The sequence below is a fragment of the Anaeromicrobium sp. genome (genome assembly GCF_025210435.1).
In the GTDB taxonomy this organism is placed as follows: domain Bacteria; phylum Bacillota; class Clostridia; order Peptostreptococcales; family Thermotaleaceae; genus Anaeromicrobium.
Map to the genome: position 1 here is coordinate 1 of NZ_JAOART010000081.1, position 18,130 is coordinate 18,130.

Here is an 18,130-nt window from a genome sequence, read left to right on the forward strand (position 1 = left end):
ACCACAGTTTTACTTCAGAACAACTGACGTAACAGGATCAATCGCATTACCAGAAGGTGTAGAAATGTGTATGCCTGGAGATAACGTACAAATGGAAATCGAATTAATCACACCAATCGCTATCGAAGAAGGATTAAGATTCGCTATCAGAGAAGGTGGAAGAACAGTTGGAGCTGGAGTAGTTGCTTCAATCATCGAATAATTGATTATTTGAAGTTTAATGATATAGCCGAGTTTAACTCGGCTATATTTTAAATAATTTTTTTAAAAAAAGTCAAATAAATACTTGCCAAAAATAGAAAGATGCACTATACTATAATAGTGTGTTTGCAGGACTGCAATGAAATGAAAGGTTGCCGCTGTAATAAGGGGAAATTTTCATGGAGAATGTCCGTTCAGTGAAATGGGCGACAGGATTTCGTGAGCTCTCTGTTTCTTTAAAAGATAAGAAACACCTGGAAGAGTGTACCGAGGTTCTCGTTGTACGTTTTGAGCAAAAAATGCGTGCGATGAAAAGGAGGGAAATAACATGGCAAACAGCAAGGGAAAGCAAAAAATCAGAATCAGATTAAAAGCATATGATCACAAAATATTAGATCAATCTGCTGAGAAAATAGTTGAAACGGCTAAGAAGACAGGTGCTGAGGTATCTGGTCCAGTGCCACTACCAACTGAAAAGCAAATCATTACTATCTTAAGAGCTGTTCATAAGTACAAAGACTCTAGAGAACAATTTGAACAAAGAACTCACAAGAGATTAATTGATATTTTAAGCCCAACACCTAAGACTGTAGACTCTTTAATGAGATTAGATTTACCAGCTGGTGTTGATATTGAAATTAAATTATAGTAAAAGTGTAGATACTAAGATATAGGTTTATATAGATTTGCCTCTACTTAGTATGATTGCATGAAAAGGTGTAATCCGCTGTAAGAAAATTAGGAGGTGTAACAAATGAAACAAATTTTAGGAAGAAAATTAGGAATGACTCAAATCTTCACAGAAGAGGGAATTGTAATTCCTGTAACAGTTGTTGAAGCTGGTCCAGTTCATGTTACTCAAGTAAAGACTGTTGAAACTGATGGTTACAACGCTATTCAAATTGGATTTGAAGATAAAAAGGAAAAGCAAGTTATAAAGCCAGAAAAGGGACACTTTGAGAAGGCTGGAGTAGCTGCTAAGAAAGTTGTAAGAGAAGTTAGAATTGATGATGTAACAGGATATGAAATAGGACAAGAAATTAAAGCTGATATCTTCGAAGCTGGAGCTAAGATTGATGTAGTTGGAACTTCTAAAGGTAAAGGAACTCAAGGTCCAATTAAGAGACATAACCAATCAAGAGGACCTATGAGTCATGGTTCTAAGTACCACAGAGGACCAGGATCATTAGGAGCAAGTTCTTATCCATCAAGAGTGTTCAAGGGCATGAAAATGGCTGGAAGAATGGGTAATGAGCGTGTTACTGTTCAAAATTTAGAAGTGGCTAAAGTGGATGTTGAAAGAAATCTAATTTTAGTTAAAGGTGCAATTCCAGGACCTAAGGGTGGAGTTGTAACAATAAAAGAAAGTGTAAAAGCTAAGTAATAAATCTAGCTACAGAAGGGAGGAATTGAAATGCCAAAGGTTGATATAATCAATGTTTCAGGTCAACAAGTAGGTGACATTGAATTAAGTGAAAACATCTTCGGAGCTGAAATAAATGCAAGTGTATTACATGAGGTTGTTAAGAACTACTTAGCAAATCAAAGACAAGGTACTCAATCTGCTAAAACTAGAGCGGAAGTTAGAGGTGGCGGAAGAAAGCCTTGGAGACAAAAGGGAACTGGTAGAGCTCGTCAGGGAAGTACTAGATCTCCACAATGGGTTGGTGGTGGAGTTGTATTCGCACCAAAGCCAAGAGACTACAGATATACACTACCTAAGAAAGTTAAGCGTCTTGCAATGAAGTCTGCTTTAAGTTCTAAGGTTAAGGAAAGTGAAATGATAGTTTTAGATGAATTAGCATTAGAAACATTTAAGACTAAGGATATGATTAATATTCTATCAAACGTTAAAGCTGGCAAGAAGGCATTAATCGTATTACCTGAAGTGGACGAAAAGGTAATCAAATCTGCTAGCAACATTCCTGGAGTGACTACTACAATAGTAGGAGCATTAAACGTATATGACATCTTAAACCATAACAACTTCATTGTTACTAAAGAAGCTGTTGCTAAGATAGAGGAGGTGTACGCATAATGAGAACTCCATATGATGTAATTAAAAAGCCTGTTATCAGTGAAAAAAGTATGGATGGCATGGCAGATAGAAAGTATACTTTTGAAGTAGACATGAGAGCTAATAAAACAGAAGTAAAACAAGCTGTTGAAGCTGTATTCGGAGTTAAAGTTGCTAAAGTTAACCTTATAAAGGTAGTTGGTAAGGTTAAGAGAATGGGTAAACACATGGGTAAGAGAGCTGACAGAAAGAAGGCTGTTATTACGTTAACTCAAGATAGTAATGGAATCGAATTCTTCGAAAGCATGATGTAATAGTAAACCGTTAAGAAAAAGGAGGGAAAAAGCATGGGTATCAAAAGTTTTAGACCGACTTCTCCAGCGGTAAGACATATGACTGTTTCAACTTTTGAAGAAATAACTAAGAAAGAGCCAGAAAAGTCATTATTAGTACCACTTAAGAAAACTGCTGGAAGAAATGCACATGGTAAGATCACAGTTCGTCATAAAGGTGGCGGAGCTAAAAGAAAATACAGAATTATAGATTTTAAAAGAAATAAAGACGGTATCCCTGCAAAGGTAACTGCAATCGAGTATGATCCAAATAGAAGTGCTAACATTGCATTATTAACATATGCAGATGGAGAAAAGAGATATATCGTTGCTCCAAATAAGTTAGTAGTAGGAAGCACAATCGTATCTGGACCAGAAGCAGATATCAAAGTAGGAAATGCATTACCACTTAAAAATATACCAGTAGGTACAGTTATTCATAATATCGAAATGAAGCCAGGAAAGGGAGCACAGTTAGTAAGATCAGCTGGAAACTCTGCTCAATTAATGGCTAAGGAAGATAAATATGCACAAGTAAGATTACCATCTGGTGAAGTTAGATATATTAGTGTTAATTGTAAAGCTACAATAGGTCAAGTAGGAAACTTAGACCATGAAAATATCACAATCGGTAAAGCTGGACGTAAGAGACATATGGGTATCAGACCTACAGTAAGAGGTTCTGTAATGAATCCTAATGACCATCCACATGGTGGTGGTGAAGGTAGATCACCTATCGGTAGACCTTCTCCTGTTACTCCTTGGGGTAAACCAGCTCTTGGATACAAGACAAGAAAGAAAAACAAAGCTTCTGATAAATTTATCGTTAAGAAAAGAAATCAAAAGTAATAGAGGGAAAGAGGTCATGGAAAGATGGACCTTGGCCTCATAGTCCTCGGTTTATATAGATACCGAAGGGAGGATTAACAATGGGTAGATCACTTAAAAAGGGACCTTTTGTAGAAGCAAAACTTTTAAATAGAATAGAAGAAATGAATACGGCTGGCGACAAGAAAGTAGTAAAGACTTGGTCAAGAGCGTCAACTATATTCCCACAAATGATTGGACACACTATAGCCGTTTATGATGGAAGAAAGCACGTTCCTGTATATGTTACAGAGGATATGGTTGGACACAAATTAGGAGAATTTGCTCCAACTAGAACTTTCAGAGGACACGCTGGTGATGAAAAATCATCAAAAGTTAGAAGATAGATAAACGAAAGGAGGTTATCCAAGTGGAAGCTAGAGCTATAGCAAAATATGTACGTATATCTCCAAGAAAATTAAAGCCTATTACGGACATGGTTAGAGGCATGAATGCTGATGAGGCATTAGCAGTTTTAGAATATACACCTAGAGCAGGAGCTGCTGTACTTGCTAAAGTTATTAAGTCAGCTAAGGCAAATGCTGAGAATAACCACGAAATGGATGCAGATAAGTTATATGTAGCTGCAGTTAACGCTAACCAAGGACCTACAATGAAGAGATGGAGAGCAGGTTCTATGGGTCGTGGAATGAGAATATTAAAGAGAAGTAGTCATATAGATGTAGTACTAAAAGAAAGAGCTTAAAAAGGAGGGATAACGCATGGGTCAAAAGGTAAATCCAAACGGATTAAGAGTTGGAGTTATTAAGGACTGGGACTCAAAGTGGTATGCGGATAAGAAAAACTTTGCAGACCTTTTAATCGAAGATAACAAGATTCGTAAGTTTGTAAAAAACAAACTTTATACATCTGGAATTTCTAAAGTTGTAATCGAAAGAGCGGCTAATAATAAGGTTAAAGTGAATATTTTCACAGCTAAGCCAGGAATGGTTATCGGAAAAGGCGGTTCTGGAGTAGAAACTTTAAGAAAAGATATTGAAAAATTAGTTAACAAATCTGGAGATGTAAAAACAGTTTTCATTAACGTTAACGAAGTAAGAAGATCAGAAAAGGATGCTCAATTAGTAGCAGAAAACGTAGCATTTTCATTAGAAAGAAGAGTATCTTTCAGAAGAGCTATGAAGCAAGCTATTCAAAGAGCTATGAGAGCTGGAGTACCAGGTATTAAAGTTATGGTGTCAGGAAGACTTGGCGGAGCTGAAATGGCTAGAAATGAAATGTACCATGAAGGAAATGTTCCTCTACATACAATTAGAGCTAACATTGACTATGGATTTGCTGAAGCAGATACAACTTACGGAAAAATTGGTGTTAAAGTTTGGATAAATCATGGAGAAGTTCTTCCTCAAACTGCTGAAGAAGTAAAGGCACAAAGAAGAGCTAACAGAGATAAAAACTTCAACAGAGACAATAGAAAGCCAAGAAATGACAGAAGAAATAACAGAAATGATAAAAGAAATAACTTCAAGAGAAGAGAAAATAACGGACAAGCAAACAAGTAAATTTTGAAGCTAGGGAAGGAGGATACAGACGATGTTAATGCCTAAAAGAGTTAAGCGTCGTAGAGTGCACAGAGGCAGAATGACAGGTGTTGCGCAAAGAGGTAACAAAGTAACATACGGTGATTTTGGTATAATGGCACTAGAGCCAGCCTGGATTACTTCAAGACAAATAGAAGCTGCCAGAGTTGCTATGACTAGATACATTAAAAGAGGGGGAAAAGTTTGGATTAAAATATTCCCTCATAAGCCAGTAACACAAAAGCCTGCAGAAACTCGTATGGGTGCTGGTAAAGGTTCACCAGAATATTGGGTTGCAGTTGTAAAGCCAGGTAGAGTTATGTTTGAATTAGCGGGTGTTCCAGAGGATACAGCTAGAGAAGCTATGAGACTTGCTATAAACAAATTACCTATAAAGTGTAAATTTGTAACACGTCAAGAATTGGAAAAGGGTGGTGAAGCTAATGAAAGCTAATAAGCTTCATGATATGACTGTACAAGAGTTAAATGGTAAGTTAATAGAGTTAAAAAATGAGTTATTTAACTTAAGATTCCAATTAGCTACAGGTCAATTAGAGAATCCTATGAAAGTTAAATCTGTTCGTAAGGAGATTGCTCGTACTAAGACCATCCTTAGAGAAAAAGAATTAAACATGGAAAAGTAATTATAGATAGTCGAAAGGAGGGCTTAACTCGTGGAAAGAAATAGAAGAAAGACTAGAGTAGGTCGTGTAGTAAGTGACAAGATGGAAAAAACTATCACTGTTGCAGTAGAAGATTTTGTACGTCACCCAATATACGGAAAAGCCGTTAAGAGAACTAAGAAGTTCAAAGCTCATGACGAAAATAACCAATGTAACATTGGAGATAGAGTAAGAATTATGGAAACTAGACCATTAAGCAAAGATAAGAGATGGAGATTAGTTGAAATTATGGAGAGAGCTAAGTAAGTTAAAAGCGGAGGGAGGTATACCATATGATACAACAAGAAACTCGCTTAAAAGTTGCAGATAACTCAGGTGCTAAGGAATTACTATGCATTAGAGTTTTAGGTGGATCAAAGCGTAAGTACGCTAACATAGGTGATGTAATTGTTTGTGCCGTTAAACATGCAACACCAGGCGGAGTTGTTAAAAAAGGTCAAGTAGTTAAGGCTGTAGTTGTTAGAACAGTAAGTGGAGCTAGAAGAAACGACGGAAGTTATATAAAATTTGATGAGAATGCGGCGGTTGTAATCAAAGAAGATAAGAACCCTGTAGGAACTCGTATTTTCGGACCGGTAGCAAGAGAGTTAAGAGAAAAAGATTTTATGAAAATCGTTTCACTTGCACCAGAAGTATTATAGTTCGAGGAGGTGTAGTAGATGCACGTTAAAAAAGGTGATACAGTAGTTATTATTGCTGGAAAAGATAAAGGTAAGAAGGGTAAAGTATTAGAAGCTCTTCCAAAGAAAAGCAGAGTAATCGTTGAAGGTGTTAACATTCAAAAGAAGCACCAAAAGCCAAATGCTAAGGTTCAACAAGGTGGAATCATGGAGCAACCAGGAGCAATTCACGTATCTAACGTAATGCTTTGGGACGAAAAGGCAAAAGCTCCTACAAGAGTAGGATTTAAAATAGAAAACGGTAAAAAAGTAAGAGTATCTAAAAAGTCCGGAGAGATTATATAATACTAAGTAGTTGAAGGGAGGTTAACGAGATGACAGCTAGATTAAAAGAAAAGTATAGAAATGAATCTACTAAAGCATTAATGGAGAAGTTCAACTACTCTAATGTTATGGAATTACCAAAAGTAGAAAAAATAGTAATCAACATGGGTTTAGGAGAAGCTAAAGACAATTCTAAAATCATGGAAGTAGCTGTAGAGGAATTAGCTACTATAGCAGGACAAAAGCCAGTTATAACTAGAGCTAAGAAATCTGTTGCGAACTTTAAAATCAGAGCAGGTATGCCAATAGGAGCGAAAGTAACTTTAAGAGGCGAAAAAATGTATGAGTTCATGGATAGATTATTCAATGTTGCGTTACCAAGACTTAGAGACTTCAAAGGTGTTAAGAAGAACGCATTTGACGGAAGAGGTAACTATGCATTAGGACTTAAGGAGCAATTAATATTCCCTGAAATAGAATATGATAAGGTTGATAAAGTAAGAGGAATGGATATTATATTTGTAACAACTGCGAAGACTGATGAAGAATCTCGTGAGTTATTACAATCATTAGGTATGCCATTCGCTAAATAGTTAGGAGGGAACACTGTGGCTAGAAAAGCTCTTGTAGTTAAACAGCAAAGAAAGCAAAAGTACTCAACAAGAGAATACAATAGATGTAGAATATGCGGAAGACCACATGCTTATTTAAGAAAATTTGGTATTTGCCGTATTTGCTTTAGAGAATTAGCTTATAAAGGTGAAATACCAGGAGTAAGAAAAGCAAGCTGGTAGGAATATAGGGAAGGAGGTATACACCATGACTATGACAGATCCAATCGCGGATATGCTGACTCGTATTAGAAATGCTAACGTTGTTAAACATGATACTGTTGACGTTCCAGCTTCTAAGATGAAGAAAGCTATTGCTGAAATATTATTAAGTGAAGGTTTCATCAAAGGATATGATGTAATCGAAGATGGATTACAAGGAATTGTAAGAATCCAAATGAAGTACGGAGCACAAGGTGAAAAAGTTGTAAGCGGATTAAAGAAAATATCAAAGCCAGGATTAAGAGTATACGCTAAGAAAGATCAAATACCAAAGGTATTAGGAGGGCTTGGAATAGCAATCCTTTCTACTTCTAACGGTATTGTTACAGATAAAGAAGCTAGAAAATTAGGAACTGGTGGAGAAGTTATCTGCTACGTTTGGTAATAGATATCTTTAGGTATAGGAGGTGCAGCAATGTCAAGAATAGGTAAACAGCCGATTACTATCCCTGCAGGTGTAGAAGTTACAGTAAACGACAAAAATCTTGTTACTGTAAAAGGACCTAAGGGAGAATTATCAGAGCAAATTAACGAAGCTATTAAGGTTAATATAGAAGAAAATACTTTAACTGTTGAGAGACCAACAAACAACAAGGTACACAGATCATTACATGGACTTAGCCGTACATTAATTGACAATATGATCACTGGTGTAACTAAAGGATACGAAAAGAAGTTACAAGTTGTTGGAGTTGGATACCGTGTTGCTAAGCAAGGTAAGAAATTAAACTTATCTTTAGGTTTCTCTCATCCTGTAGAAATGGTAGATCCAGAAGGTCTTACTACAGAAGTTAACGGAACTAACGAGATTATCGTAAAAGGAATAAACAAGCAAGCTGTAGGAAACTACGCTGCTAAGATCAGATCTTGGAGAGAGCCTGAGCCATACAAGGGTAAGGGAATCAAGTATGCTGATGAAGTAATTCGCCGTAAGGAAGGTAAAACAGGTAAATAGGAAAGGAGTGAAATAAAGTGAGCAAGAATAAAACTCGTCAAACAAGACATGCCAGAGTACGTAAGAAAGTATCTGGAACTCCTGAACGACCAAGATTAAATGTATTTAGAAGTTTAAACAACGTTTACGCTCAAGTTATTGATGATGTGGCTGGAAACACTTTAGCTTCTGCTTCTACTTTAGATAAAGAAATTAAAGAAAAAGTAGCTAACGCTAGCAATAAGGAAGCTGCTAAACTAGTTGGAGAATTAGTTGCAAAGAGAGCTATCGAAAAGGGAATCAAAGAGGTTGTTTTCGATAGAGGTGGATACATTTATCACGGAAGAGTTAAAGAACTAGCTGAAGGTGCAAGAGAAGCTGGACTACAATTCTAGTAAAGGAGGGAAAAGAATGCGCCGTCAAATGATAGATGCGAGCAATTTAGACTTACAAGAAAAAGTTATCAACATTAGCCGTGTTACTAAGGTTGTTAAAGGTGGTAGAACTTTCAGATTCAGTGCTACTGTAGTAGTTGGAGATGGAAACGGTCATGTTGGTATGGGTTCTGGAAAAGCACAAGAAATTCCAGAAGCCGTAAGAAAAGCTATTGAAGCTGCTAAGAAGAACTTAATCTTTGTTCCTAGAGTTGGAACAACGATTCCACATAGAATAAGAGGTATATTTGGAGCTGGAAATGTTTTATTAATGCCAGCAGGAGAAGGTACAGGAGTTATCGCTGGAGGTCCAGTACGTGCAGTATTAGAATTAGCAGGAATTAAGGATGTAAGAGCAAAGTCTTTAGGAACTAACAATTCTAGAAACATGGTAAATGCTACTATGGCTGGATTAAAAGAATTAAAGTCTGCTGAACAAGTTGCAAAACTTAGAGGTAAGACTATAGAAGAATTATTAGGTTAGAGGAGGGGAAGACCTTGGCTAAAATGTTAAAAATAACATTAGTAAAGAGTACTATCGGGTCCAAGCCTCAACATAGAAAGAACATAGAAGCGCTAGGACTAAAAAAATTACATCAAACGGTTGAAAAACCAGATAATCCTCAAATGAGAGGTATGATTGCGAAAGTAGATCACTTAGTAAAAGTTGAAGAAATATAGATCTAAGGAGGTGTAACCATGAAGCTACATGAATTAAAACCAGCACAGGGTTCCACTAAGAACAGAAAGAGACTTGGAAGAGGTACTGCCACTGGACAAGGTAAAACAGCTGGACGTGGTCAAGACGGACAAAAGTCTCGTAGCGGTGGAAATATCAAGGCTGGGTTCGAAGGTGGACAAATGCCTTTATATAGAAGACTACCGAAGAGAGGTTTCACTAACCCATTCAAGAAAGTTTGGGCTATCATAAATGTTGAAACTTTAAACAAGTTCGAAGAAGGAACTATCGTAACTCCAGAATTATTATTAGAAACTGGTACAATCAGCAAGATTGTAGATGGTGTTAAGATTTTAGGAGACGGAAACATAGAAAAGAAAATAGAAGTACGTGCTCATAAATTCAGTAAGTCTGCGATCGAAAAGATTGAAGCTGCTGGAGGGAAGGCAGAGGTGATCTAGATTGCTTACTACCCTAAAGAATGCTTGGAAAATTCCTGATTTAAGAAGAAGGATATTATACACCTTGGGTATGATGCTTATATTTAGATTAGGTTCTGTTATACCAGTTCCCGGTATGAAAGTAGAAGTGATTCAACAAATGTTTGGAAACTCTGAGAGTGGATTGTTTGATTTATTCAATCTATTCTCAGGGGGTGCTTTTGGTAAATTTACAATATTTGCTTTAAGTATTACTCCATACATTACAGCATCTATTATAATGCAACTTCTAACTATAGCTATTCCAAGTCTTGAGGTATTAGCTAGAGAAGGTGAAGAAGGAAGAAAGAAAATTGCTCAGTATACTAGATATGGAACTGTAATACTAGCTTTAGTTCAAGCTACAGGAGTTAGTGTTGGTTTATTTAGACAAGCATTAATAGATACTAGTTTCTGGTCTGTTGCTGTAGTAGTTGTAACTTTAACTGCTGGAACTGCTTTCTTAATGTGGTTAGGAGAACAAATAACTGAAAATGGCATTGGTAATGGTATTTCTTTAATTATCTTTACTGGGATAGTTTCTAGAATTCCATTAGGAATAGCACAAACATATGCTAAATGGGATGCCAATGAAATTTCCATAATTTCTTTAGTAATATTTGCTGTATTAGCAGTATTCGTTATAGCAGGAGTAGTAGCAATTCAACAGGGAACCAGAAAGATCCCAGTACAATATGCAAAAAGAGTTGTTGGCAGAAAAATGTACGGAGGTCACTCAACTCATATACCACTTAAGGTAAATCAATCGGGAGTTATCCCAGTAATTTTTGCCGTATCACTATTACAATTTCCACTAACGTTAACTTATTTTTTCCAAGGTGGAGCTTTTAGTGCGTTTGTGCAAAAATGGTTATCTCCAGCGGGAACGCCTGGTGTGTGGATATACTCAGTTTTAAATATAATATTAATCATATTTTTTACATACTTCTATACAGCGGTTACATTTAATCCTGTAGAAGTTGCAGATAATATGAAGAAGCAAGGTGGATTTATTCCAGGTATAAGACCAGGAAAGCCTACTGCTGAGTACTTAAACAGAGTGTTAACAAGAATCACTTTAGCAGGAGCTGTTTTCCTTGCTGGTATAGCAGTAATGCCAACATTAGTTATGCAGTTTACAAACTTCAGTATGAGGTTTGGTGGGACTTCATTATTGATTGTAGTAGGTGTTGCGCTAGAAACTAGTAAACAAATAGAAGCTCAGATGATGATGAGACATTATCAAGGGTTCTTAAAATAAGGAAGATACAATGGGGGATGTTTCCCCATGTAACTTCAATTCTAGGAGATGATGTTTGTGAGACTAATATTATTAGGACCTCCAGGTGCAGGAAAAGGAACACAAGCTGCAGGCATAGTTGAGAAATATAATGTACCACATATATCTACTGGAGATATTTTCAGAAAGAATATAAAAGAGAAAACAGATCTAGGTGTAAAAGCCAAAGAATATATAGATAAGGGTCTACTAGTTCCTGATGAAATAGTAGTAGCAATTGTTAAAGACCGACTAGAAGAAGCGGATTGCAAAGAAGGATTTCTACTTGATGGATTTCCAAGAACAGTAAATCAAGCAAGAGCTTTAGATGAAGCACTTAAAAACATGGAAGTTAACTTAAATGAAGTAGTTAATATAAATGTGGATAAGGAAGTGTTAGTTGGAAGAGCTGTAGGGAGAAGAATCTGTAAAGAATGTGGAGCTACATTCCACATTGAATTTAATCCAGCTAAACAAGAAGGTCTATGTGACAAATGTGGTGGAGAGCTTTATCAAAGAGCTGATGATACGGCAGAAACTGTATCTAAGAGAATTGAAGTTTACATCAATGAAACTCAACCACTAATTGACTATTATAAAGAAAAAGGTATACTAGTGACTATTGATGGCCAACAGGACATTAATAAGGTATTTGACGATATAGTAAAGGCTTTAGGAGCTTAGATATGATTATTATAAAATCAAAAAAGGAAATTGAGTATATGGAAGAAGCGGGTAAAATCGTAGCATATACTCATGAACTTTTAAAAGAGCATATAAAGCCTGGTATTACTACTAAAGAATTAGATCATATTGCAGAAAATGAGATCAGAAAGCATGGCGCCATACCAGCTTTCAAAGGATATCATGGATTTCCAGCAACTATTTGTGCATCTGTAAATGAAGAGGTAGTCCACGGCATACCTGGATTAAAAACTTTAGAAGATGGCGATATTATAAGTATAGATATTGGTGCTGTTATTAATGGTTATTATGGAGATGCGGCAAGAACCCATCCAGTGGGAAATGTAAGGGAAGAAGCGTCAGCGCTTATTGAAGTTACAAAACAAAGCTTTTATGAAGGTTTGAAGTTTTGCAAAGAAGGCTATAGATTATCTGATATTTCCCATGCTGTTCAAAAGTATGTGGAGGAAAATGGATTTTCAGTGGTTAGAGATTTTGTAGGACATGGAATCGGTCAAAATATGCATGAGGACCCTCAAATTCCGAACTTCGGATTACCTGGTAAAGGGCCAAGATTAAAATCAGGAATGGTTTTAGCTATTGAACCCATGGTAAATATGGGATCATATCATGTAAAAACTTTGTTAGACAACTGGACTGTAGTTACTATAGATGGTAAGTATTCTGCCCATTATGAACATTCAGTAGCTATAACAGAAGAAGAACCAATAATATTAACCACTATTTAAAGTCAGGTAGGTGAGAACATCATGAATAAAATTGATGAACTTTCCGTGGGTCAGATAGTTAAGTCAAAGGCTGGAAGGGACAAAGATAGAAACTTTATTGTTATCAAAAAAGTTGACTGTCAATATGTACTAATAGCAGATGGCGATTTGCGAAAAGTAGATAACTTAAAAAGGAAAAAAGTTAAGCACTTATTAATATATAATTTAATAAGTGAAGAAGTCAGAAAAAGAGTTTTAAATGACGACAAAATAACTAATTTGCTTTTACGCAAAGAACTTGAGAAACTGGATCTAAATTGATTCAGAAAATAGGAGGTAGAAAGTTCCTATGGCTAAAAGCGATGTAATAGAAGTGCAAGGTACAGTTGTTGAGGCTTTACCTAATGCTATGTTTAAAGTAAAATTAGAAAATGGCCATGAAATATTGGCTCATATATCAGGAAAATTAAGAATGAATTTCATCAGAATTTTACCTGGTGATACTGTTACTATAGAATTGTCACCTTATGACCTGACAAGAGGAAGAATTACCTGGAGAGGCAAGGGTAAGTAATCTAAGGAGGGATAACAGTGAAGGTAAGAGCTTCAGTTAAGCCTATTTGCGAAAAATGTAAGATCATAAAGAGAAAAGGTAAAGTAATGGTAATTTGTGAAAACCCAAAACATAAACAAAAACAAGGTTAATAGTAGCAAATTACAATAATAATTGATATAATGGTAAAAGCGTTTAGTTAGGATATAAGTGCGGCTGGTGTTTGGACATTTCCAAGTATACTTATACCTAATTAATATATAAGCCTTTTTAAGGAGTATAACATATTAGGAGGTGTAACATAATGGCAAGAATCGCAGGTGTTGACTTACCAAGAGACAAGAGAGTCGAAATTGGATTAACATACATTTATGGTATAGGAAGAAATTTATCTAATGATATTTTAGAAGCTGCTGGAATCGGTGCTGATACAAGAGTTAGAGACTTAACTGAAGAAGAAGTAGGAAAGTTAAGACAAATCATTGATGATTCATACACAGTTGAAGGTGATTTAAGAAGAGAAATATCTTTAAATATTAAGAGATTACAAGAAATCGGATGCCTAAGAGGAATCCGTCACAGAAAAGGTCTTCCAGTGAGAGGTCAAAAGACTAAGACTAATGCAAGAACTAGAAAAGGACCTAAGAGAGCTGTAAGCCGTAAGAAGAAGAAGTAGGAAAAGGAGGTAAAAGGCATGGCAAAAAAAGTTCGTAAAAAAAGACGCGAGCGTAAGAATATAGAACGTGGTCAAGCGCATATTCAATCTACATTCAACAACACTATCGTAACTCTTACTGATTTACAAGGAAATGCTCTTTCTTGGGCTAGTGCTGGTGGATTAGGATTTAAAGGATCAAGAAAATCTACTCCTTTTGCTGCACAAATGGCAGCTGAAGCAGCTTCAAAAACTGCTATGGAGCATGGTTTAAAGACTGTAGAAGTTTACGTTAAGGGACCTGGTTCAGGACGTGAAGCAGCAATTAGAGCATTACAAACAGCAGGACTTGAAATTACATTAATTAAGGATGTAACTCCAGTTCCACATAATGGTTGTAGACCACCAAAGCGTAGAAGAGTTTAATTAGATTAGGAGGTGTAATAATAATGGCAAGATATACAGGACCATCTTGTAGACTTTGTCGTCGAGAAGGACAAAAGCTATATTTAAAAGGTGAAAGATGTTATTCAGATAAATGTGCAGTTTCTAAGAGAGCATATGCTCCAGGACAACACGGACAAAGAAGAACAAAATTATCTAACTATGGATTACAATTAAGAGAGAAGCAAAAGGTTAAGAGATATTATGGATTATTAGAAGGACAATTCAGAAAGTATTTTGACCAAGCTGAAAAAATGGAAGGAATCACTGGTGAGAACTTCTTAAAGGTTTTAGAAACTAGACTAGATAATGTAGTTTTTAGAATGGGATTTGCTTCATCTAGAAAAGAAGCTAGACAATTAGTAAGACACGGACATTTCTTAGTAAATGGTAAGAAGGTAGATATTCCTTCATACTTAATTTCTGTAGGAGATGTAATCGGAGTAAAAGAAAAGAGTTTAAGCTCAGCTAAGTTTAAAGCTTTAGCAGAAGCAGCTAGGACTGTACCTGCATGGGTAGAAGCAAACTTCGAGAAGTTAGAGGGAAAAATAGTTGCACTTCCAAACAGATCAGATGTTGATCTTCCAATAGAAGAGCACTTAATCGTCGAGTTATACTCTAAGTAATAGAAGGTAGAATCAGTTACCCTCATATATTTATGAAAAAAAATTTCAAGGAGGGTTAAGTTAATGATTGAAATTGAAAAGCCAAAAGTTGAATGTGTTGAATTAAACGATGAATCTACTTATGGGAAATTTGTCGTGGAACCTCTTGAAAGGGGTTATGGAATAACTTTAGGTAATAGTTTAAGAAGAATTTTATTATCTTCATTACCTGGCGTAGCCGTTAAATGGGTTAAAATTGATGGAGTTTTACACGAATTCTCAACAATTCCAGGGGTAAAGGAAGATGTAACAGAGATCATTCTTAATTTAAAATCTTTAGCAGCTAACTTAAATTCTGATGAAGAAAAAGTAGTTAGGATTGATATGGAAGGTCCAGGATTAGTAACTGCAGGAGATATTATTGTAGATGCTGATGTGGAAATACTAAATACTGACCTTCATATTGCAACTTTAGAAGAAGGTTCTAAGTTAGCTATGGAAATAGCTCTTGCTAAAGGAAGAGGATATGTTCCAGCTGAAAATAATAAAAGTGATAATATGCCAATTGGTGTACTACCAGTTGACTCTATCTATACTCCTGTAAAGAAAGTTAGCTATCATGTGGAGAACACAAGAGTTGGTCAAGTGACTGACTTTGATAAGCTTACTCTAGAGGTTTGGACGGATGGAAGTATAAAACCTGATGAGGGAGTTTCTTTAGGAGCTAAAATAATGAACGATCACTTAAGATTGTTCATTGATCTAACTGACCATGTGGAAAATGTAGAAATCATGGTAGAAAAGGAAGAGGACAAGAAGGAAAAAGTTATGGAAATGACTATTGAAGAGCTTGAACTGTCTGTTAGATCATATAACTGCTTAAAGAGAGCTGGAATAAATACTGTACAAGAGCTTACTGAGAAATCAGAAGAAGATATGATGAAGGTAAGGAACCTAGGTAAGAAATCCCTTGAAGAAGTTCAACATAAATTGCATGAACTAACGCTAGGATTGAGACCTAGTGATGAATAGCATAGCTAGAAGGAGGGAAAGAAATGGCAGGACATCGTAAATTAGGCCGTCCAACTGGTCACAGAAAGCTTATGTTAAGAAACTTAGTAACAAGCTTACTTAGAGACGGTAAAATAACAACTACTATCACAAGAGCTAAAGAAACTCGTAAGCTTGCTGAGAAGATGATAACTCTTGGTAAAAGAGGAGATCTTCATGCTAGACGTCAAGCAGAATCTTTTGTTTTAGATAAAGATGTTACTAAAAAAGTATTCGATGAGATCGCACCAAAGTATACTGAAAGAAATGGTGGATACACTAGAATAATGAAATTAGGACCAAGAAGAGGCGACGCTTCTGAGATGGTTATTCTTGAATTAGTATAATAGATTGAGGGATTAAGTGTGAACTTAGTCCCTTTTTAGTATAAAATTATAGAAATTAAGTGTAATAATACCATATAAATTCTACTTCTCATAAAGACTTTTTCAGTATTTGTTGATATAATTGTTAAGGAAAGAATACTAAACCCATAGGGAAGGAAAGAAACAATGGAAAATATTATAGAAATTAAAGAACTAGTACATAAATATGGAGAAGGAGAAGGGGAAACTGTAGCATTAAACGGAGTAGACTTACATGTTAAAAAAGGAGAATTTCTTGTAGTCATAGGCCATAATGGATCTGGTAAATCTACCATGGCTAAACATACTAATGGTTTATTATTACCAAGTAGTGGAAAAGTCTTTGTAAATGGTCTGGATACTTCAGATTATAATAATATATGGAATATAAGACAGGATGCTGGAATGGTATTTCAAAATCCAGATAATCAGATTGTGGCCACTGTGGTAGAGGAAGACATAGCCTTCGGACTTGAGAATCTAGGGGTGAATCCGGAAAAAATAAGACAAAGAGTTTATGATGCTCTAAAGACCGTAGGAATGTATGCGTTTCGAAAAAAAGGTCCCCATTTACTTTCGGGAGGACAAAAACAAAGAATTGCCATAGCGGGTGTTATAGCCATGAAACCAGAGTGTATAATCTTTGATGAGCCTACGGCCATGCTAGATCCTTCTGGGAGGAAAGAGGTTGTAGAGACTATGGTAAAGCTAAATAAAGAAGATAAGATAACTATAGTTAATATTACTCATTTCATGGAAGAGGCCGTATATGCAGATAGAGTAATAGTTATGGAAAAGGGAAATATAATAATTGAAGGAACACCTAAGGAAGTGTTTTCCCAAGTGGAAAAGCTAAAGAAATTAGGACTAGATGTACCTCAAGTAACGGAATTAGCTTTTGAATTAAATAAAGAAGGAATGGATATTCCTAAGGATATACTTACAGTAGATGAGTTGGTGAATTACTTATGTCAATAAAGGTAGAAAATTTAAAACATATATATAATCCTAATACTCCCTTTGAAACGACAGCATTAAATAATGTGAGTTTCAGTATTGCGAAGGGAGAATTTATAGGCCTTATAGGCCACACGGGTTCAGGTAAATCCACTTTAGTGCAGCACTTAAATGGAATATTAAAACCCCATAGTGGAAAAATCATTATAAATGGAGTAGATATTACAAAGCCTAAGATGAATTTAAGAGAAATTCGTCAAAAGGTAGGATTAGTATTTCAATATCCTGAGCATCAATTATTTGAAGAAACAGTCCATAGGGATGTGGCCTTTGGCCCTACTAACTTAGGACTAGATGGGGATGAAGTAAATGCTAGGGTTAAAGAGGCCATAAAATGGGTGGGTCTTAATTATGAAGAGATAAAGGACAAATCTCCCTTTGAACTGAGTGGAGGACAAAAAAGAAGGGTTGCCATAGCGGGAGTTGTGGCTATGAAGCCAGAAGTATTAATATTAGATGAACCTACAGCAGGCCTTGATCCAAAGGCAAGGGATGATATTTTAAATCAAATAAAGAAGCTTCATAATGAATATAGAATGAATATAATATTAGTTTCCCATAGTATGGAAGACATATCTAGATTAGTAGATAGAATTGTAGTAATGGATAAGGGGCAAGTGGCTCTTATGGGAAGTCCTAAGGAAGTTTTTAAGGAAAGTAAATTATTAACAGAAATTGGTCTAGGCGTTCCTCAAATTACTATACTTATGAATAAGCTTAGTGAAAAGGGAATTAATATAAAGAAGGATATATTCACCATAGATGAGGCTAAGACAGAAATACTAAAATGGATGAGGAGTAAGTAA

The 18,130-nt window shown here is 35.8% G+C and carries 35 protein-coding genes and 1 pseudogene; all 36 read left to right on the forward strand.

All coding sequences use genetic code 11. The features are described from left to right. Nucleotides 1–202: pseudogene (gene tuf, locus N4A57_RS09490) on the forward strand (elongation factor Tu); the annotation flags it as partial. 178 nt (nt 203–380) lie between these two features. Next, the gene (locus tag N4A57_RS09495; protein ID WP_293657763.1) at nt 381–572 is read left to right on the forward strand and encodes a hypothetical protein; all 192 of its coding nucleotides are present in this window, start codon (nt 381–383) and stop codon (nt 570–572) included. After that, nucleotides 530–850 (forward strand): 30S ribosomal protein S10, encoded by a 321-nt coding sequence (gene rpsJ / locus N4A57_RS09500; protein WP_095134775.1) that lies wholly within the window; start codon nt 530–532, stop codon nt 848–850. Before N4A57_RS09495 ends, rpsJ begins: the two co-directional genes overlap by 43 nt. A 105-nt stretch (nt 851–955) precedes the next feature. Further along, nucleotides 956–1,585 carry a 50S ribosomal protein L3 gene (gene rplC, locus N4A57_RS09505; protein ID WP_293657764.1) on the forward strand — a complete coding sequence of 210 codons (630 nt, stop codon included), beginning with the start codon at nt 956–958 and terminating at the stop codon, nt 1,583–1,585. A gap of 30 nt (nt 1,586–1,615) precedes the next feature. Continuing rightward, nucleotides 1,616–2,239, forward strand: a complete 624-nt coding sequence (gene rplD, locus N4A57_RS09510; RefSeq protein ID WP_293657765.1) for a 50S ribosomal protein L4 — start codon at nt 1,616–1,618, stop codon at nt 2,237–2,239. After that, complete coding sequence (gene rplW / locus N4A57_RS09515) at nt 2,239–2,532, forward strand: 50S ribosomal protein L23 (protein WP_293657766.1); 294 nt, start codon at nt 2,239–2,241, stop codon at nt 2,530–2,532. The genes rplD and rplW overlap by 1 nt, the downstream gene beginning before the upstream one ends. Before the next feature lie 33 nt (nt 2,533–2,565). Next, complete coding sequence (gene rplB / locus N4A57_RS09520) at nt 2,566–3,399, forward strand: 50S ribosomal protein L2 (RefSeq protein ID WP_293657767.1); 834 nt, start codon at nt 2,566–2,568, stop codon at nt 3,397–3,399. Between the two features lie 80 nt (nt 3,400–3,479). Further along, a complete protein-coding gene (gene rpsS / locus N4A57_RS09525; RefSeq protein ID WP_293657768.1) occupies nt 3,480–3,764 on the forward strand; it encodes a 30S ribosomal protein S19 in 285 nt (94 codons plus the stop codon). Between the two features lie 23 nt (nt 3,765–3,787). Next, on the forward strand, nt 3,788–4,123 hold the full coding sequence (rplV, locus tag N4A57_RS09530; RefSeq protein ID WP_095134781.1) for a 50S ribosomal protein L22: 336 nt from the start codon (nt 3,788–3,790) through the stop codon (nt 4,121–4,123). 16 nt (nt 4,124–4,139) lie between these two features. Then, nucleotides 4,140–4,940: a 30S ribosomal protein S3 gene (gene rpsC / locus N4A57_RS09535; RefSeq protein WP_293657769.1), complete on the forward strand. Its 801-nt coding sequence runs from the start codon at nt 4,140–4,142 to the stop codon at nt 4,938–4,940. Between the two features lie 31 nt (nt 4,941–4,971). Next, nucleotides 4,972–5,412 carry a 50S ribosomal protein L16 gene (gene rplP, locus N4A57_RS09540; RefSeq protein WP_293657770.1) on the forward strand — a complete coding sequence of 147 codons (441 nt, stop codon included), beginning with the start codon at nt 4,972–4,974 and terminating at the stop codon, nt 5,410–5,412. Next, nucleotides 5,402–5,602, forward strand: coding sequence for a 50S ribosomal protein L29 (rpmC, locus tag N4A57_RS09545; protein ID WP_095134784.1), 201 nt, complete (start codon nt 5,402–5,404; stop codon nt 5,600–5,602). The genes rplP and rpmC overlap by 11 nt, the downstream gene beginning before the upstream one ends. A 30-nt stretch (nt 5,603–5,632) precedes the next feature. Continuing rightward, nucleotides 5,633–5,887, forward strand: a complete 255-nt coding sequence (gene rpsQ / locus N4A57_RS09550) for a 30S ribosomal protein S17 (RefSeq protein ID WP_095134785.1) — start codon at nt 5,633–5,635, stop codon at nt 5,885–5,887. Between the two features lie 26 nt (nt 5,888–5,913). Then, nucleotides 5,914–6,282 carry a 50S ribosomal protein L14 gene (rplN, locus tag N4A57_RS09555; RefSeq protein WP_095134786.1) on the forward strand — a complete coding sequence of 123 codons (369 nt, stop codon included), beginning with the start codon at nt 5,914–5,916 and terminating at the stop codon, nt 6,280–6,282. An 18-nt stretch (nt 6,283–6,300) separates the two neighbouring features. Next, nucleotides 6,301–6,606: a 50S ribosomal protein L24 gene (rplX, locus tag N4A57_RS09560; protein ID WP_293657771.1), complete on the forward strand. Its 306-nt coding sequence runs from the start codon at nt 6,301–6,303 to the stop codon at nt 6,604–6,606. Between the two features lie 29 nt (nt 6,607–6,635). Continuing rightward, the gene (gene rplE, locus N4A57_RS09565; RefSeq protein ID WP_293657772.1) at nt 6,636–7,178 is read left to right on the forward strand and encodes a 50S ribosomal protein L5; all 543 of its coding nucleotides are present in this window, start codon (nt 6,636–6,638) and stop codon (nt 7,176–7,178) included. Between the two features lie 15 nt (nt 7,179–7,193). Beyond that, complete coding sequence (locus N4A57_RS09570; RefSeq protein ID WP_095134789.1) at nt 7,194–7,379, forward strand: type Z 30S ribosomal protein S14; 186 nt, start codon at nt 7,194–7,196, stop codon at nt 7,377–7,379. A 25-nt stretch (nt 7,380–7,404) separates the two neighbouring features. Then, a complete protein-coding gene (gene rpsH, locus N4A57_RS09575; RefSeq protein WP_293657773.1) occupies nt 7,405–7,803 on the forward strand; it encodes a 30S ribosomal protein S8 in 399 nt (132 codons plus the stop codon). Between the two features lie 30 nt (nt 7,804–7,833). Further along, on the forward strand, nt 7,834–8,373 hold the full coding sequence (gene rplF / locus N4A57_RS09580; RefSeq protein WP_293657774.1) for a 50S ribosomal protein L6: 540 nt from the start codon (nt 7,834–7,836) through the stop codon (nt 8,371–8,373). A gap of 17 nt (nt 8,374–8,390) precedes the next feature. Further along, the gene (rplR, locus tag N4A57_RS09585; RefSeq protein WP_293657775.1) at nt 8,391–8,747 is read left to right on the forward strand and encodes a 50S ribosomal protein L18; all 357 of its coding nucleotides are present in this window, start codon (nt 8,391–8,393) and stop codon (nt 8,745–8,747) included. Nucleotides 8,748–8,763: 16 nt separating this feature from the next. Then, nucleotides 8,764–9,270, forward strand: coding sequence for a 30S ribosomal protein S5 (rpsE, locus tag N4A57_RS09590; protein WP_293657776.1), 507 nt, complete (start codon nt 8,764–8,766; stop codon nt 9,268–9,270). A 14-nt stretch (nt 9,271–9,284) separates the two neighbouring features. Further along, a complete protein-coding gene (rpmD, locus tag N4A57_RS09595; protein ID WP_293657777.1) occupies nt 9,285–9,467 on the forward strand; it encodes a 50S ribosomal protein L30 in 183 nt (60 codons plus the stop codon). Nucleotides 9,468–9,485: 18 nt separating this feature from the next. After that, complete coding sequence (rplO, locus tag N4A57_RS09600; protein WP_293657778.1) at nt 9,486–9,926, forward strand: 50S ribosomal protein L15; 441 nt, start codon at nt 9,486–9,488, stop codon at nt 9,924–9,926. A 1-nt stretch (nt 9,927) separates the two neighbouring features. Then, nucleotides 9,928–11,205, forward strand: coding sequence for a preprotein translocase subunit SecY (secY, locus tag N4A57_RS09605; protein ID WP_293657779.1), 1,278 nt, complete (start codon nt 9,928–9,930; stop codon nt 11,203–11,205). A 57-nt stretch (nt 11,206–11,262) separates the two neighbouring features. Next, a complete protein-coding gene (locus N4A57_RS09610; RefSeq protein WP_293657780.1) occupies nt 11,263–11,907 on the forward strand; it encodes an adenylate kinase in 645 nt (214 codons plus the stop codon). A gap of 2 nt (nt 11,908–11,909) precedes the next feature. Continuing rightward, on the forward strand, nt 11,910–12,656 hold the full coding sequence (gene map, locus N4A57_RS09615) for a type I methionyl aminopeptidase (RefSeq protein ID WP_293657781.1): 747 nt from the start codon (nt 11,910–11,912) through the stop codon (nt 12,654–12,656). A 21-nt stretch (nt 12,657–12,677) separates the two neighbouring features. After that, a complete protein-coding gene (locus N4A57_RS09620; protein ID WP_293657782.1) occupies nt 12,678–12,956 on the forward strand; it encodes a KOW domain-containing RNA-binding protein in 279 nt (92 codons plus the stop codon). Nucleotides 12,957–12,984: 28 nt separating this feature from the next. Next, nucleotides 12,985–13,209 (forward strand): translation initiation factor IF-1, encoded by a 225-nt coding sequence (gene infA, locus N4A57_RS09625; protein ID WP_095134799.1) that lies wholly within the window; start codon nt 12,985–12,987, stop codon nt 13,207–13,209. 17 nt (nt 13,210–13,226) lie between these two features. Continuing rightward, nucleotides 13,227–13,340: a 50S ribosomal protein L36 gene (gene rpmJ / locus N4A57_RS09630; RefSeq protein ID WP_029267374.1), complete on the forward strand. Its 114-nt coding sequence runs from the start codon at nt 13,227–13,229 to the stop codon at nt 13,338–13,340. A gap of 152 nt (nt 13,341–13,492) precedes the next feature. Beyond that, nucleotides 13,493–13,864: a 30S ribosomal protein S13 gene (gene rpsM / locus N4A57_RS09635; protein ID WP_293657783.1), complete on the forward strand. Its 372-nt coding sequence runs from the start codon at nt 13,493–13,495 to the stop codon at nt 13,862–13,864. A gap of 18 nt (nt 13,865–13,882) precedes the next feature. Then, the gene (gene rpsK, locus N4A57_RS09640; RefSeq protein ID WP_293657784.1) at nt 13,883–14,269 is read left to right on the forward strand and encodes a 30S ribosomal protein S11; all 387 of its coding nucleotides are present in this window, start codon (nt 13,883–13,885) and stop codon (nt 14,267–14,269) included. A gap of 23 nt (nt 14,270–14,292) precedes the next feature. Continuing rightward, on the forward strand, nt 14,293–14,913 hold the full coding sequence (gene rpsD, locus N4A57_RS09645) for a 30S ribosomal protein S4 (protein WP_293657785.1): 621 nt from the start codon (nt 14,293–14,295) through the stop codon (nt 14,911–14,913). 63 nt (nt 14,914–14,976) lie between these two features. Then, on the forward strand, nt 14,977–15,924 hold the full coding sequence (locus N4A57_RS09650; protein WP_293657786.1) for a DNA-directed RNA polymerase subunit alpha: 948 nt from the start codon (nt 14,977–14,979) through the stop codon (nt 15,922–15,924). Nucleotides 15,925–15,947: 23 nt separating this feature from the next. Next, nucleotides 15,948–16,289: a 50S ribosomal protein L17 gene (rplQ, locus tag N4A57_RS09655; protein WP_293657787.1), complete on the forward strand. Its 342-nt coding sequence runs from the start codon at nt 15,948–15,950 to the stop codon at nt 16,287–16,289. Between the two features lie 165 nt (nt 16,290–16,454). Then, nucleotides 16,455–17,285: an energy-coupling factor transporter ATPase gene (locus N4A57_RS09660; protein WP_293657788.1), complete on the forward strand. Its 831-nt coding sequence runs from the start codon at nt 16,455–16,457 to the stop codon at nt 17,283–17,285. After that, a complete protein-coding gene (locus N4A57_RS09665; RefSeq protein ID WP_293657789.1) occupies nt 17,276–18,130 on the forward strand; it encodes an energy-coupling factor transporter ATPase in 855 nt (284 codons plus the stop codon). Before N4A57_RS09660 ends, N4A57_RS09665 begins: the two co-directional genes overlap by 10 nt.

What these genes read in the sequence shown, in the direction of transcription:
- N4A57_RS09665 (WP_293657789.1), top strand. Translation starts at nt 17,276, where the DNA reads ATGTCAATAAAGGTAGAAAATTTAAAACATATATATAATCCTAATACT.
- rpsH (WP_293657773.1), top strand. Translation starts at nt 7,405, where the DNA reads ATGACTATGACAGATCCAATCGCGGATATGCTGACTCGTATTAGAAAT.
- rpsK (WP_293657784.1), top strand. Translation starts at nt 13,883, where the DNA reads ATGGCAAAAAAAGTTCGTAAAAAAAGACGCGAGCGTAAGAATATAGAA.
- rplB (WP_293657767.1), top strand. Translation starts at nt 2,566, where the DNA reads ATGGGTATCAAAAGTTTTAGACCGACTTCTCCAGCGGTAAGACATATG.
- rplF (WP_293657774.1), top strand. Translation starts at nt 7,834, where the DNA reads ATGTCAAGAATAGGTAAACAGCCGATTACTATCCCTGCAGGTGTAGAA.
- rpsE (WP_293657776.1), top strand. Translation starts at nt 8,764, where the DNA reads ATGCGCCGTCAAATGATAGATGCGAGCAATTTAGACTTACAAGAAAAA.
- rpsC (WP_293657769.1), top strand. Translation starts at nt 4,140, where the DNA reads ATGGGTCAAAAGGTAAATCCAAACGGATTAAGAGTTGGAGTTATTAAG.
- N4A57_RS09660 (WP_293657788.1), top strand. Translation starts at nt 16,455, where the DNA reads ATGGAAAATATTATAGAAATTAAAGAACTAGTACATAAATATGGAGAA.
- rplE (WP_293657772.1), top strand. Translation starts at nt 6,636, where the DNA reads ATGACAGCTAGATTAAAAGAAAAGTATAGAAATGAATCTACTAAAGCA.
- rplX (WP_293657771.1), top strand. Translation starts at nt 6,301, where the DNA reads ATGCACGTTAAAAAAGGTGATACAGTAGTTATTATTGCTGGAAAAGAT.
- rpsS (WP_293657768.1), top strand. Translation starts at nt 3,480, where the DNA reads ATGGGTAGATCACTTAAAAAGGGACCTTTTGTAGAAGCAAAACTTTTA.
- map (WP_293657781.1), top strand. Translation starts at nt 11,910, where the DNA reads ATGATTATTATAAAATCAAAAAAGGAAATTGAGTATATGGAAGAAGCG.
- infA (WP_095134799.1), top strand. Translation starts at nt 12,985, where the DNA reads ATGGCTAAAAGCGATGTAATAGAAGTGCAAGGTACAGTTGTTGAGGCT.
- rpsJ (WP_095134775.1), top strand. Translation starts at nt 530, where the DNA reads ATGGCAAACAGCAAGGGAAAGCAAAAAATCAGAATCAGATTAAAAGCA.
- rplQ (WP_293657787.1), top strand. Translation starts at nt 15,948, where the DNA reads ATGGCAGGACATCGTAAATTAGGCCGTCCAACTGGTCACAGAAAGCTT.
- N4A57_RS09650 (WP_293657786.1), top strand. Translation starts at nt 14,977, where the DNA reads ATGATTGAAATTGAAAAGCCAAAAGTTGAATGTGTTGAATTAAACGAT.
- rplW (WP_293657766.1), top strand. Translation starts at nt 2,239, where the DNA reads ATGAGAACTCCATATGATGTAATTAAAAAGCCTGTTATCAGTGAAAAA.
- rplD (WP_293657765.1), top strand. Translation starts at nt 1,616, where the DNA reads ATGCCAAAGGTTGATATAATCAATGTTTCAGGTCAACAAGTAGGTGAC.
- N4A57_RS09620 (WP_293657782.1), top strand. Translation starts at nt 12,678, where the DNA reads ATGAATAAAATTGATGAACTTTCCGTGGGTCAGATAGTTAAGTCAAAG.
- rpsD (WP_293657785.1), top strand. Translation starts at nt 14,293, where the DNA reads ATGGCAAGATATACAGGACCATCTTGTAGACTTTGTCGTCGAGAAGGA.
- rplO (WP_293657778.1), top strand. Translation starts at nt 9,486, where the DNA reads ATGAAGCTACATGAATTAAAACCAGCACAGGGTTCCACTAAGAACAGA.
- rplN (WP_095134786.1), top strand. Translation starts at nt 5,914, where the DNA reads ATGATACAACAAGAAACTCGCTTAAAAGTTGCAGATAACTCAGGTGCT.
- rplC (WP_293657764.1), top strand. Translation starts at nt 956, where the DNA reads ATGAAACAAATTTTAGGAAGAAAATTAGGAATGACTCAAATCTTCACA.
- N4A57_RS09495 (WP_293657763.1), top strand. Translation starts at nt 381, where the DNA reads ATGGAGAATGTCCGTTCAGTGAAATGGGCGACAGGATTTCGTGAGCTC.
- rpmC (WP_095134784.1), top strand. Translation starts at nt 5,402, where the DNA reads ATGAAAGCTAATAAGCTTCATGATATGACTGTACAAGAGTTAAATGGT.
- rplP (WP_293657770.1), top strand. Translation starts at nt 4,972, where the DNA reads ATGTTAATGCCTAAAAGAGTTAAGCGTCGTAGAGTGCACAGAGGCAGA.
- rpsM (WP_293657783.1), top strand. Translation starts at nt 13,493, where the DNA reads ATGGCAAGAATCGCAGGTGTTGACTTACCAAGAGACAAGAGAGTCGAA.